The 12,319-nt window shown below is 43.8% G+C and carries 15 protein-coding genes and 1 other RNA gene; 2 read left to right on the forward strand and 14 right to left on the reverse strand.

Annotated elements, in window-relative coordinates:
• Positions 1-33: 33 nt before the first annotated feature.
• The 5 genes from LIN78_RS04155 to LIN78_RS04175 form a co-directional block, all read right to left on the reverse strand.
• The gene (locus LIN78_RS04155) at positions 34-558 is read right to left on the reverse strand and encodes a chemotaxis protein CheW (protein WP_227178797.1); all 525 of its coding nucleotides are present in this window, start codon (positions 556-558) and stop codon (positions 34-36) included.
• Positions 559-924, reverse strand: a complete 366-nt coding sequence (locus LIN78_RS04160; protein ID WP_264474487.1) for a response regulator — start codon at positions 922-924, stop codon at positions 559-561.
• Positions 925-953: 29 nt separating this feature from the next.
• The gene (locus LIN78_RS04165) at positions 954-1,385 is read right to left on the reverse strand and encodes a response regulator (protein WP_284700240.1); all 432 of its coding nucleotides are present in this window, start codon (positions 1,383-1,385) and stop codon (positions 954-956) included.
• 183 nt (positions 1,386-1,568) lie between these two features.
• A complete protein-coding gene (locus tag LIN78_RS04170) occupies positions 1,569-2,303 on the reverse strand; it encodes a LytR/AlgR family response regulator transcription factor (RefSeq protein ID WP_227178799.1) in 735 nt (244 codons plus the stop codon).
• A complete protein-coding gene (locus LIN78_RS04175; RefSeq protein ID WP_227178801.1) occupies positions 2,300-3,304 on the reverse strand; it encodes a sensor histidine kinase in 1,005 nt (334 codons plus the stop codon). The genes LIN78_RS04170 and LIN78_RS04175 overlap by 4 nt, the downstream gene beginning before the upstream one ends.
• A gap of 130 nt (positions 3,305-3,434) precedes the next feature.
• On the opposite strand from LIN78_RS04175, the gene argH reads away from it, so the two are divergent.
• Positions 3,435-4,826 (forward strand): argininosuccinate lyase, encoded by a 1,392-nt coding sequence (gene argH / locus LIN78_RS04180; RefSeq protein ID WP_227178803.1) that lies wholly within the window; start codon positions 3,435-3,437, stop codon positions 4,824-4,826.
• Between the two features lie 65 nt (positions 4,827-4,891).
• On the opposite strand, the gene LIN78_RS04185 is transcribed toward argH, so the two are convergent.
• Positions 4,892-5,245 carry an Hpt domain-containing protein gene (locus LIN78_RS04185; protein WP_227178805.1) on the reverse strand — a complete coding sequence of 118 codons (354 nt, stop codon included), beginning with the start codon at positions 5,243-5,245 and terminating at the stop codon, positions 4,892-4,894.
• Positions 5,246-5,461: 216 nt separating this feature from the next.
• Between LIN78_RS04185 and LIN78_RS04190 the strand changes: the two genes are divergently transcribed.
• Positions 5,462-6,958, forward strand: coding sequence for a sensor domain-containing diguanylate cyclase (locus tag LIN78_RS04190; protein WP_227178807.1), 1,497 nt, complete (start codon positions 5,462-5,464; stop codon positions 6,956-6,958).
• Here LIN78_RS04190 and LIN78_RS04195 read toward each other — a convergent pair.
• From LIN78_RS04195 to cheD, 8 genes are all read right to left on the reverse strand, one after another.
• Entirely contained in the window at positions 6,955-7,542 is a 588-nt protein-coding gene (locus LIN78_RS04195) for a 5-formyltetrahydrofolate cyclo-ligase (protein WP_227178810.1), read from the reverse strand. The genes LIN78_RS04190 and LIN78_RS04195 overlap by 4 nt on opposite strands.
• Positions 7,543-7,621: 79 nt before the next feature.
• Positions 7,622-7,795: non-coding RNA, 6S RNA (gene ssrS, locus LIN78_RS04200), on the reverse strand.
• A 12-nt stretch (positions 7,796-7,807) separates the two neighbouring features.
• Positions 7,808-8,119 (reverse strand): cell division protein ZapA, encoded by a 312-nt coding sequence (locus LIN78_RS04205; RefSeq protein WP_227178811.1) that lies wholly within the window; start codon positions 8,117-8,119, stop codon positions 7,808-7,810.
• Complete coding sequence (locus tag LIN78_RS04210; protein ID WP_227178813.1) at positions 8,119-8,316, reverse strand: hypothetical protein; 198 nt, start codon at positions 8,314-8,316, stop codon at positions 8,119-8,121. Before LIN78_RS04210 ends, LIN78_RS04205 begins: the two co-directional genes overlap by 1 nt.
• 116 nt (positions 8,317-8,432) lie before the next feature.
• The gene (locus LIN78_RS04215; protein ID WP_227178815.1) at positions 8,433-10,157 is read right to left on the reverse strand and encodes a SpoIIE family protein phosphatase; all 1,725 of its coding nucleotides are present in this window, start codon (positions 10,155-10,157) and stop codon (positions 8,433-8,435) included.
• An 11-nt stretch (positions 10,158-10,168) separates the two neighbouring features.
• Positions 10,169-10,474: an STAS domain-containing protein gene (locus LIN78_RS04220; RefSeq protein ID WP_227178817.1), complete on the reverse strand. Its 306-nt coding sequence runs from the start codon at positions 10,472-10,474 to the stop codon at positions 10,169-10,171.
• Between the two features lie 96 nt (positions 10,475-10,570).
• Positions 10,571-11,644, reverse strand: coding sequence for a protein-glutamate methylesterase/protein-glutamine glutaminase (locus tag LIN78_RS04225; protein WP_227178819.1), 1,074 nt, complete (start codon positions 11,642-11,644; stop codon positions 10,571-10,573).
• Positions 11,645-11,707: 63 nt separating this feature from the next.
• A complete protein-coding gene (gene cheD / locus LIN78_RS04230) occupies positions 11,708-12,316 on the reverse strand; it encodes a chemoreceptor glutamine deamidase CheD (protein ID WP_227178821.1) in 609 nt (202 codons plus the stop codon).
• Between the last annotated feature and the right edge of the window lie 3 nt (positions 12,317-12,319).

The raw sequence follows: 12,319 nt of genomic DNA on the forward strand, positions 1-12,319 counted from the left end.
GAAATTAGATAGGTTAAGGCGGTCAATGCTAATTTACTGCTCGCGATTCACTTGAAGAAAACTAGGTTGTTTGACTAGTTTTTCTAAATCTAACTGATGCCAAATTGCACCCGTCTCGTCTGTAAAGCTTTGACCAACACATTCGCCAACCAATCCGGTTAACGAAGCGATGTCTTGATTTAACAAATCTAACTGGCGTAAACCGACGATTTGTTCGACCAACAAGGCCGAGTTATCTAACAATTTGTGCTGCAATAAAAGCAATCGGTTTCCAGGGCGAATCATTGCTGGCTCCCCTAGCAAAAAGAGGGACAAGTCCGAAACGCTGTACAACGTTCCGCGAATATTTGTCACGCCTTTATACCAATCATGCGTCATTGTTACTGGCAAAACTGGCGGCACACTAATCACCTCACTCACCTGAGTAAGGTCAATCAGAAAATGATGGCCACCGACTTTCACCCCAAGGCTAGAAAGTTTTACTTGGCCACTGGTCGCTGATTGAAGTCGTTGTGATACCCGTTCTTGGAACTCACGAAGACTGACGCGTTTTGCCATTTAGTTTAACGCCGAAATTTTTGACAGAAGCTCAGCTTGATCAACTGGTTTTACCAAGTAATCCCTCGCGCCTTGGCGTAGCCCCCAAATTTTGTCGGTTTCTTGGCCCTTGCTGGTGCACATAAAAATAGGAATGTGCTTTGTCGCTTCGTCACGACTAATTTGACGCGTCGCTTGAAAGCCATTTAATCCAGGCATCACCACATCCATCAAAATCAAATCTGGCATGATATCTTTTGCCTGTTGCACAGCTTGCTCACCACTTTCAAGCATCACAACCTGATACCCATTACGGGTTAGAATCTCACCAAGGAAGTGCCGTTCTGTCGGCGAGTCGTCTACAACTAGAATTTTCTTGATCGGCATAATTTCAAACACCCTTACGCAAGACTTTTTCAAACAGCCCGTTTAACACGGTCTGCCACAACATTTAATAAGCTATCTTTAGTGAATGGCTTGGTTAAGTATTCATCAGACCCAACCATTCGGCCTCTTGCCCGGTCAAACAAGCCATCTTTGGAAGACAGCATGACAACTGGCGTAACTTGATAACGTGGATTTTTTTTGATCAGTGAGCAAGTTTGATAACCGTCCAGACGTGGCATCATTACATCTACAAAAATGATATCTGGTAAGTGGTCGGTAATTTTTGACAGTGCATCAAAGCCATCTTCAGCCAGAATGACTTCACAGCCAGCTTGCTTCAAAAAGATCTCTGCACTTCTGCGGATGGTATTGCTGTCATCAATTACCATGACTTTTATACCGCTCAGGTTTTGCGAACCAGCCACATGCCCTCCCCACTCTTCTATTGGAATGTTATCCAACCTACCTCATCTCAAGAAGGTATGATATTTATAAAAATGGCGCAACCAATTTAAACAACGAACTACTAAGCGAATGGCATTTTATGAAAATTGCACAAAAAAGGCAAAGTAATGCAAAACAAATACATATTTGCCCTGAACTACCCTAACTGTCAATATTGTATTGAGCGATCTATTGATACTTTATTTGATAACACCACGCAATTGCTGCCATTGCCGCCGACTAACCGGTAATTTAACCCCACATTTCAATACCGCTAACCAATGGGGCTCTTCATCTGCGACGGTTGAGCGCTCAAATCCAGATAGTTGATCGGTATGAACCAAGCAGTTCCGATGAATTCTGACAAAATGGGCGGAATAATCCTGCTCGAGTTGCGTTAAAGCACCTTCTAATAAATATTCTTTTTCTTTTGTTACAATCGTGATGTATTTGAGTTCCGCTTTTAAATACAAAACATCGCCAATGGGCACCAAAATAATTCTTCCACGCTCAGTTACAGAGATAAAGGCATCTTGATCTAACACCGGCGAGGGCTTTTTCGTAGGCTTAACCCTTCCAAGGGCTTCCAATAAGCGCTCCAACCTAACTGGCTTCAAAATATAATCAGTAGCAGCTAAGTCAAATGCCTGTAGGGCAAACTCATCATGGGCCGTAGTAAAAATAATGTTTGGCGACTCCGGCAATTGTTTAATCCACTTTGCTAGTTCAACGCCCCCCATGCCCGGCATATTGATATCTAGCAGCACAACATCCATCCGTTGCTTTGTTAACAACGCCTGGGCCTCTTCTGCCGTTCCTGCCTCACCAATACAGCTGACCGCCAATTTGTCATTACAGTCTTCAAGTAACTGTTTAATACGTGTTCTGGCAAATTGCTCATCATCAACAACTAACACCTTAAGAGCACCTGTCATTTGGCCTCCTTCTGGTACGGCATGCGAATCATGACCTGAAAATAGTCGTGTCCTGGTTGCGCAGAAATTTCTGCCTCCATATCAAAGTGCAACATCAATCGCTCACGAATATTAGCGAGCGCCATCTTATTTCCTTCATGAGGTGCACTTTCACTGACACGATGAGAGTTTCTAATTTGAATAAATACTTCATTACCTTTGTAATAAATGTTTACCCCGATATTGCCCACACCCACACTTCTTTCAATGCCATGATATACCGCATTTTCTAGTAGCGGTTGAAGCACGAGGGGAGGAATCATAGCATCCCCCGGCATTTTGCTAACATGCCATTCGAGTTGCAAGCGATCTCCTAGCCTTACTTGCTCAATTTCTAAATATTGCTTTGCAAGCTCTAATTCTTTTGCAAGCGGGACTAATTGCCGATTATCAGCCATTAACACCCGGAAAAGTTCAGCAAAATTTTCCAATACCCGCTCCGCTTTACGCGGATCAATTCGGATCAACACGAGCACGGCATTTAAACTATTAAATAAGAAATGCGGCCTAATTCTAGCTTGCAGTGCCTGCAAGCGGGCTTCAGTAATCGCAGGCGAAAGCGCCAACTCTCTTACTCTAAAATAATACAGTAAGAAAATGACAATACTAGGAGTTAACAGCCAGGTTTTTTGCAAGTCAAATACAAGCGCATTACTTAACCACAGCCAAGTGACAGCACATAATTCACACCACAAAACGACCACCATCGAAGAAAACCAATAAGGGCGGTTTGAAAGTGGTTTTGAAAGGAAATAAAGACCAAGCAGGATGGTTAACACAATCGGTGAAAAAGAAGAGACCATCACACTAAAACGTGTCACAAAATCAGTCACACTGTTTGAAATAATCAGCTCATGCAATGCCCCAAAAAACACCAATGTGATGCCAATACGAAACAACACACCTAACTGAGTAAAGTTAGGTAAGTTCGGTGATGAAGGTTTTTGCTTTATACTGTGCATATTATTAGTTTTGTATTTGATGTCGCTGTTTGAACGAACTTTCTTGATTCAACCCCGCGGCTTAGAGAGTACTCTTTTCATTGCAATAGATACTATCTGAGGACATCTCTTTCAACAAGGAAAAATGACAATGCAATCTTCTGGCGACAAGCTTTGGTCCGGTCGTTTTAACGAACCCGTTACGGAGTTAGTAAAGCGTTACACTGCATCGGTGGATTTCGATAAACGACTAGCCGAGTTTGATATCCAAGGCTCACTAGCACACGCAAGTATGCTAAACAAAGTTGGCATTTTGTCAGCAGAAGATTTGGATGCTATTCGCCAAGGCATGGCTGACATTTTGGCGGATATTCGTGCAGATAATTTTGAATGGTCGTTAGACCTTGAAGATGTTCACATGAATATTGAGCGTCGCCTAACTGAAAAAGTAGGTGATGCAGGTAAGCGTTTGCACACCGGCCGCTCAAGAAATGACCAAGTAGCAACAGATATTCGCCTATGGTTGCGCCATACCATCGATTTACATCTGAAAGAAGTGGCTGAACTACAAACCAGTTTACTAGAGCTTGCAAGCGCTCATACTGATACCGTGATGCCTGGCTTTACACATTTACAGGTAGCGCAACCTGTGACATTTGGCCACCACTTGCTGGCTTACTTTGAAATGCTGCAAAGAGATGCAGAGCGCTTGGCTGATTGCCGCAAACGGGTAAACCGTCTGCCATTAGGTTCTGCTGCACTTGCTGGCACAAGCTACCCAATTGATCGCCATTATGTTGCTGAGCAACTTGGTTTTGAAGCCGTGACAGAAAATTCGCTAGACTCCGTATCTGACCGTGACTTTGCAATTGAATATACCGCAGCAGCTTCCTTAATCATGACGCACTTGTCACGTTTATCTGAAGAGTTGATTTTGTGGATGAGCCCACGTTATGGCTTTATCGATTTAGCTGACCGTTTCTGCACCGGCAGCTCTATCATGCCTCAGAAGAAAAACCCTGATGTTCCTGAGCTAGTTCGTGGTAAGACCGGTCGCGTAAATGGCCACCTAATGGGCTTACTGACCCTCATGAAAGGCCAGCCACTAGCTTACAACAAAGACAACCAAGAAGATAAAGAGCCGCTATTTGATACCGCGGACACGTTATCAATGACATTAACCATTTACGCAGACATGATGCGTGGCGTAAAAGTAAAACCAGAAGCCATGCGCAACGCCGTATTGCAAGGTTTTGCCACAGCAACTGACTTAGCTGATTACTTAGTGAAAAAAGGTCTTCCGTTCCGTGATGCGCACGAGGCAGTTGCACTCGCCGTTCGCCATGCAGAACAACAAAGTTGTGACATTGCAGATTTATCTTTAGAAACGCTCCAAAGCTTCTCATCCCTCGTCGCTGCAGACGTATTTGAAGTACTGACACCAGAAGGTTCACTTGCTAGCCGCAACCATATTGGTGGCACAGCACCTGTACAAGTAAAAGCGGCCATCGAAAGAGCAAAAACACGTATTTTGGCAAAATAATCGGCCCATGCGATGAAACAAAAAAAACGGACCTTGCGTCCGTTTTTTTTGCGTTAACTTTTTACCTACGACCCCCTAGAAACCAACGCCTCCATCAGTCTAAGAAACTCGTCATGCAAAGCCGGTAACTCTGCATATACTTGTTTTAACTCGGGGATCGACACATTTTGTCGGGCGCCAAATTCAATCGCCTTGGCCACCTCCCAAATGCGAGTATCCGTAAAAGTCGCTACACTACCTTTATAGGTATGAGATGTCTTCATCACCTGAGTAACATCACCCGAAGCAAGTGCCTCGGCGATCGACATTAGTTGCGCAGGGAGTTGCTCGACCACTACAACTGCCAAATCGGGCAACAATTCTTCAGGCATCCCTAAAGTTTCAGCATAACTGACGATTTGTTCAATACTAACGCTCATTGTAGTGATAACCTCAAAATAAAACAGACAACACTGGGACGGACTAGCATGTTTCCAGTTAAAGCTTGATGCAAATTACATAATTAAATGGACATACCACCCACTGTTTATAGCACATGATTTATAATCACATAGTTAACTATTTCGAAGATACTTAATAATAGTCAAACATTTACTAAAATTTTTGTAATTTACACTTCGCGACCAAGACATTTAATGGACTTACCGAAAAGTCGGCTATTCAAAAACCTATTTCACCCCAGCATTCTTTTATTGCTGGCATTAATCGGTTGCGCCTACCTTGGGCTTACCCATAGCAATCTCGAAACACAGCATCTCACCATGCTGGTACTCATTTCGATTGCAATCTTAATTATTCTCTCTGTCATCGTTAACGCGCTATTTCTAAAGCAACTCAACAAAATTAATAAACAATTATCTAGTGCGATTAATCTAGAAGCTTTGCATTCGGCGACAATTTATGGTGCGATTCGACACTATCGACAAGTTTCTAGAAAAGTTGAAGAGCACTTACAAAAATCTCATATGCAGCATACCCTGCTAAGAACGGGGATTAGCGATGAAAGAGAACGCTTGAGACAGCAGATGGCTCAACGCAAAAAATCGCTAGATTACCTCACCAAATTTCAAAAATTGCTCTCGAAAAATTTTAGTGAACTGTTGCTGATCCCTGCCGACCAAGTAGAAGCTGAATTAACAGAAACATTAGGACGAGTAGCAAGATTTATGAGTATTGAAAGAGTTTCTTTATTTCAATACGATCAAGAAAATAAGCAGTTTGTTTATTCAAACGAGTGGCTAGAAGAAGATTTCCCAAGTAGCCATTTGCTATTGTCAAAAGTGACACCAGCCGAATACCCATGGTGGTTTGAGCAGTTAAGTAAAGGCCCAATCGTGATAGAAAGCCTTGAAGAATTGCCGGAAGCTGCCTTTCCTGAAAAAGCAACGCTTGCCAATCATCGAGTGAAAAGTTTAATTGCGATGCCGTTACAGCATAATGGTGGCGTCATTGGCTACATTACTTATGACTCACTCACCCATAAACGACAATGGGAAGAAGATGAAATCACCCTACTTTCTATTGCCAACGCATTAATTGTTGGCACACTCGTTAATCAACAACGCTACAAAGAGATCCAAAACGCCCGAGAGACCCTTGAGATTGCAAATAAGCAACTAAAAGCGATCACAAGGACAGACTCATTAACCGGTTTAGCCAATCGCCGTTATTTTGATGAGATGCGTCAAATTGAATTTAGTCGCGCAAACCGCAGTAATCAGCCACTATGCCTGATGCTATGCGATTTAGACTACTTCAAACGGTTAAATGATAGCCTTGGGCACTCTGCTGGTGACGAAGCCATTAAAGCGTTTGCTCAGGCACTAGAGCAGGTATTTGGACGCAAGAGTGACCTTTGCGCCAGAGTGGGTGGTGAAGAGTTTGCCGTCTTACTACCTGAAACCCCATTACCGCAAGCTATCAATCTGGCTGAAGTTCTTCGCAATTCCCTTTGGGAAAAAGCAGTACCTCACCCGGCCTCTCCAATTGCTGACCGTCTCACAATTAGCATAGGAATAGCGACCTTTCAACAAGGCAACTATGAGCGGTTTGATGCATTATATAGCGCTGCCGACAAGGCTTTGTATGAAGCAAAATCGCTCGGTAGAAACCGGGTGATTGCGAACCATTAGTTTTTGGGGAAAACGCTAAACTCTTTTTCACTAACCAAAGCATCCATCCTAATATCCCAAGGATCTGCTTCTAGGTGATTCACCTTCTGCAACTCATAAGCAACACCAATTAATTTTGGCCTAGTCATATTTCTTAACCGTCGGCAAGCAATCGATGTATCGTAAAACCCACCACCCATCCCTAAGCGAAAACCATATTGATCAATGCCCATCAAGGGAACGAGAACGACATCTAACTGTTCGGCTCGGATACGTTCCGGGTGAATAGGTTCTGGGATACCAAAACGATTGTTTTTCCACCTTGTGCGACTATCTTTGCGCACAAACCATAGCCTCCGCCCATTTTTGGGGACAACAGGTAGGTAGCATGCCTTTCCTTGTTCCTCCCAAAAAGTAAGCATCGGCAAAACATCGAACTCGTCTGCCATAGGCCAATAAAATGCAATTCGCTTTGCTTTTAGCAAAGGAATGTATTTTCTGCAGAATTTGAGCGCAGCTTTTGCCGCTTGTTTTCGTACGAGTGGAGTAATGGTTTTTCTTAGACGTCGTATTGACCGACGAATAGCTTGCTTATCTTGACTCATAAAAAATCTTTTTCAGGATGAGTCACTAATGTAGCAGAGAAGGAAAGAAAAAAAACAGAATAAAGAAATTTTAGGGGATAGAATCCCCGCAAGTGCCGTCGGTTTCTAGTCTTGAACCTAAGGTTCAAGGGGCCGCCTAACCGGAGCTTTAGGCCTTTTCACTATGGAATAGCTCACCACTCCGAACTCTGGCAGCCAGAGTCACAAATATTGGTTCAAAGATATCGAACCCTAACGAACACTGCAGGGATAACCTTAAAAACGGTTAGAACAGAGAGTTCTGTTCTGCAATTGTCTTGTCGATCAAGCCTTGCATCCGAGTAATACGACGCTTGAAATCTCCTAAATCAACATCAGGAGTCACTTTCATGTGTAAAAACTCATGCGTGATGTTTAGTGCTGCCATCACTGCAATACGATCTATACCGACTATTTTACCAGAATCTCTGATTTCGCGCATCTTAGAATCAAGATAAGCCACCGCTTCTAGTAAACCCTGCTCTTCTTCTGCAGGACAAGCCACACGGAACTCTCGCCCCATAATGGTTACATCTAAACCTTTTATTTCACCAGCCATTATGCGTCCTCTGGCAATCTGGAAAGTAGTTGCTCTAAGCGTTCAGACGCAGAAACAATTTTCCCTGATAAAAGAGAGTTTTGCTCACGTTCGGCTTGCAACTGCGTCAATAAGTCGTGATTCTCCTCACGAATTTTTTGACACAATAAGGTGAGCGTCACAATACGCTCTTCAAGTAGATTTAGTTCAGCTTCCATTGTTTCACTATAAATGGAAAAATCAAAACCGGTCAAGCAATCAGCCAACCGGATATCGGATTATGCTATTTTACTGCTTCTCGCTCGTTCGTGCTAACGTAATTTTACAAGCTCCATCAAACCTTTACTGCATTTAAAACATAGTCCACGGTCACATGATTGCCCGGAGGATGAAACACCACTTGTTTAGACAGTGATCTCACCAGCGCAATCCCTTTTCCAGAATGCGCTACTTTAATCAATGCACTAGAATCAGGCACATCTGTCGTATCAAATCCAGCACCAGAGTCCTCTACATCTAAGCGAAGAACATTCTGTCCATCTTCAACGATGACCGCCACCTCTAACTTGATACGGCCCTCAAACAAATCGTGCAAACGTTTTGCTCGTTCATCAAAATAATCGTCCACACCGCCTAGCGTTTCTTTCATTGCCGAATCAAGGAACAACAATCCGTGATCTAATGCATTTGCAAACAACTCGGTCAAAATAAGGAACACTTCTGAGCGCTGTTTTCTAGAAACGTTCATTTGATCCAGCACGTGAATCAACAGTGGAATGGCATTGACACGTTTGAGCTCTGCAGGCCCTAGATCCAGCATAAAGCGCCATCCTGGGGTAAGTTTATCCCCTACAATGTCTTCTTCTGCTTTTGCTTTTAAGCGCATTTCATCAAAAAGTGCTCGTTGACAATTGAGCACCATTAATGAGATATCATCGTGATGCGTATGCCCTTGTAGATGCTCGACAATCGCCTCTTGAATGGCGGCCACTTCATGCCCAACATCACAGTTGGTAATCGCTTTAATTAAGCGTTCATGTCCAAAGAGTTCGCCACCTTCATCTCCCGCCTCAATCAGGCCATCAGAATATGCAATGAGGCGTAAATCTTCATTAATTGGGTAGGCTTCTACTTTTGAATCAAACATGTACTCTGGCAAAATGCCTAATGGCAGGTGTTTAGAGTTGAACTCATGCTTTACCGCGCCAGAACTATCGAGCACAAAGACTTTAGGAATACCGCCATTCCAAACTTCAATACGGCTAGCGATCATATCGACAGAAATGAGCACAGCAGAGATGAAGCGGTCCCTAGGCATTAATTGCCGAACTTTGGCATTGATTTCCCGCGCAATCTCGACAATTGAAAACCCTTTTGCTGTCATTGTGTAAAAGGGTTGCGTTACAGGTAGTACGTTCAAAGACGCGGTTAGTCCATGCCCAACACCATCGGCAAGCATGACATATAAGACATCACCAGGCGTTCTTGCCGCGGCCATCAAGTCGCCAGATAAAAATTCTGCAGAGGAGTTCCAGTGACTTAGGAATGGATCAGCTAATTTATCTCCACTGACAATGCGGCTCATCAAGTGCTGAGCAACGCGCAGTTCTTCTCTAGATCGATCCTGATATCTGGCTAATTCGATAGACTGTTCATGCACCCGCTTATTCAGCATGACGCTACGTTCGAAAGCACTTAGCTTGGCACGTAAAATGGGGAAGTTTACAGGCTTGGTAAGGTAGTCATCGCCGCCATTAGACAAGGCAGCGACCAAATCAGCCTCATTATCCAGCGCCGTTAAAAACAGAATAGGGGTCCAGCGCTCATCGCGCATTTTTTTGATTTGCTTGGCGGTTTCAATCCCGTCCATCCCTGGCATGACCATGTCCATCAGGACAATATCAGGATTAGCTTCCGCAAATAACGTCAATGCCTCCTCGCCACTTGCCGCCTCAACGACTTGATGTTCGCAAGACTCTAAAAAGCGACGCAGTAATAATCTGATCATCCGGTCATCATCGACAACCAGAATCATCATGGGGACATTAGACAGTTGCAAACCGATTCCCTTTATTCCATGGTGAAGAGTTTGCTGAAATTAGCAATGTCTAGCACTTGCCTTGCGACGCCAGAACAATTCGATAGCGTTACTTGCTTTCGGGCCATATCTGCTTTTTCTTTAAGCAGCATCAACATCCCTAATGCCGAGCTATCAATATAGTCGACACTTTTGAAATCGATCGTCAGCTGTCTTACGTTTGGTTCTGCTAAGCCTTTATCGATCGCTTCACGGAAAACACGATGGGAGTTGAAGTCAAAGCGCCCAGTCAGTGAGACGACCGCAACGGGGCCATTGAACGAACAACTAGCCTGCATAGGTATTCCCTTTCTGAATGAAGCCTTTTGGGGTTAAAGGCTAGCGTTAATCACATACTAATTATGGCAAAAATCGACGAATTTTCCCGTAAATAGTTAAACTCTATTGAGTTTGCCATATTTTGACAAATAGGTCAGTACTCGCTCCGTCATTTTCGACAAAGGAACGATCTCATCTGCCCCACCTAGTGCAATTGCTTCTTTAGGCATACCAAAAACAACGCAACTCGCTTCATCTTGAGCAAAGTTATATGCCCCGGCTTGTTTCATCTCCAGCATACCGACTGCGCCGTCTTTTCCCATGCCAGTCAGGATCACACCGACCACATTAGGGCCTGCAATGTTAGCACCAGATCTAAACAACACATCCACACTTGGTCGATGGCGATTAACAGGCGGCCCTTGATTGAGTTCAATCACATAGTTTGCACCACTTCTAGCAAGCAGCATGTGGGAGTGCCCTGGCGCAATATACGCATGCCCCGGCATGACACGCTCACCATGCTCTGCCTCTTTTACCTCTATGCGACACAAACCATTCAGGCGTTGGGCGAACGATTTGGTAAACATTTCCGGCATATGCTGAGTAACCAAGATCGCAGGGCTATCTGGCGGCATTGGCACCAAGAACTCTCGTAATGCCTCTGTACCACCGGTTGATGAACCAACTAAAATCAGTTTTTCTGTCGATAGCATCTTTCCTTTGATACTTGGCAGGATGCTGTCTGCCGTATGCTTTGGTGTAACATCCATAACGCGTGCTTTTACCGTTGCTTTTGCAACTGTTCTCAATTTATCTCTAATTTCATCGGCAAATGCTTCCATCCCTCTTGCAATATCGAGTTTTGGTTTGGCGATGTAATCAATTGCCCCAAGTTCTAATGCTTTTAACGTTGCATCTGAACTGCGCTCAGTTAGCGTAGAAATCATCAATACCGGTGTTGGACGTAATCTCATGAGTTTTTCGAGAAAATCTAACCCGTCCATTTTTGGCATTTCGATGTCTAACGTAATCACATCTGGATTGGTGTTCCGAATCACTTCCCTCGCTGCATAGGGATCAGCAGCTACGCCCACTACCGTCATGTCTGATGATTGATTAATAATTTCAGTCAGCAAACTACGAATGAGTGCGGAGTCATCAACCACCACCACCTTCAGTCTATTCATTACATCCTCTGAATTGCAAAGTTGTTGTCTAACGGAAACACTGTGCCGCACCAGCGAAATGAATTAGAACAGTTCAACCTGTCCATCCACCTTACCGTAATTAATGCGCATGCTGTAATCGCGTTCACGTTGCACAATCGTATTGTTATGTACAGTTTTCAACTTTCTGACTAGCACTTTGCCAGTTTTCGGGAAGTAATATACTTTCCGTGGGTAAATATCGAGTAGATCTTGCGCAACAATCGGAATGTTTTCCAAATCCAAAAAGTGATGCACAAATTCTGAATTGCGCTGGCCTACATTAGATACTGTAAATCCCCGCAACACATTACCACCACCAAACACCTTTGCCTCTAACTGATTTCGTTTAGCACCATTTTTAAGCAATTGGTTAATGAGAATTTCCATTGCATAAGCGCCGTAACGTGCTGACATCGATAAAGGGCTATCAGCATCAGCATTTGAATCTGGCAACATGAAGTGATTCATTCCACCAATCCCCGTTACCCGATCCCGAATACAAGCAGAAACGCAGGACCCCAGCACGGTCACAATCAGCATATCTCTGGTCGTGACGTAGTATTCACCAGGCAAAATTTTGGCAGCTTCTGTTTCAAAGCGTTTGTCAAAATATAAGTTAGGAGTAATAACCTCTTCTTTTGGCGCAGCCATCCA

Source organism: Leeia speluncae, assembly GCF_020564625.1.
In the GTDB taxonomy this organism is placed as follows: Bacteria; Pseudomonadota; Gammaproteobacteria; order Burkholderiales; family Leeiaceae; genus Leeia; species Leeia speluncae.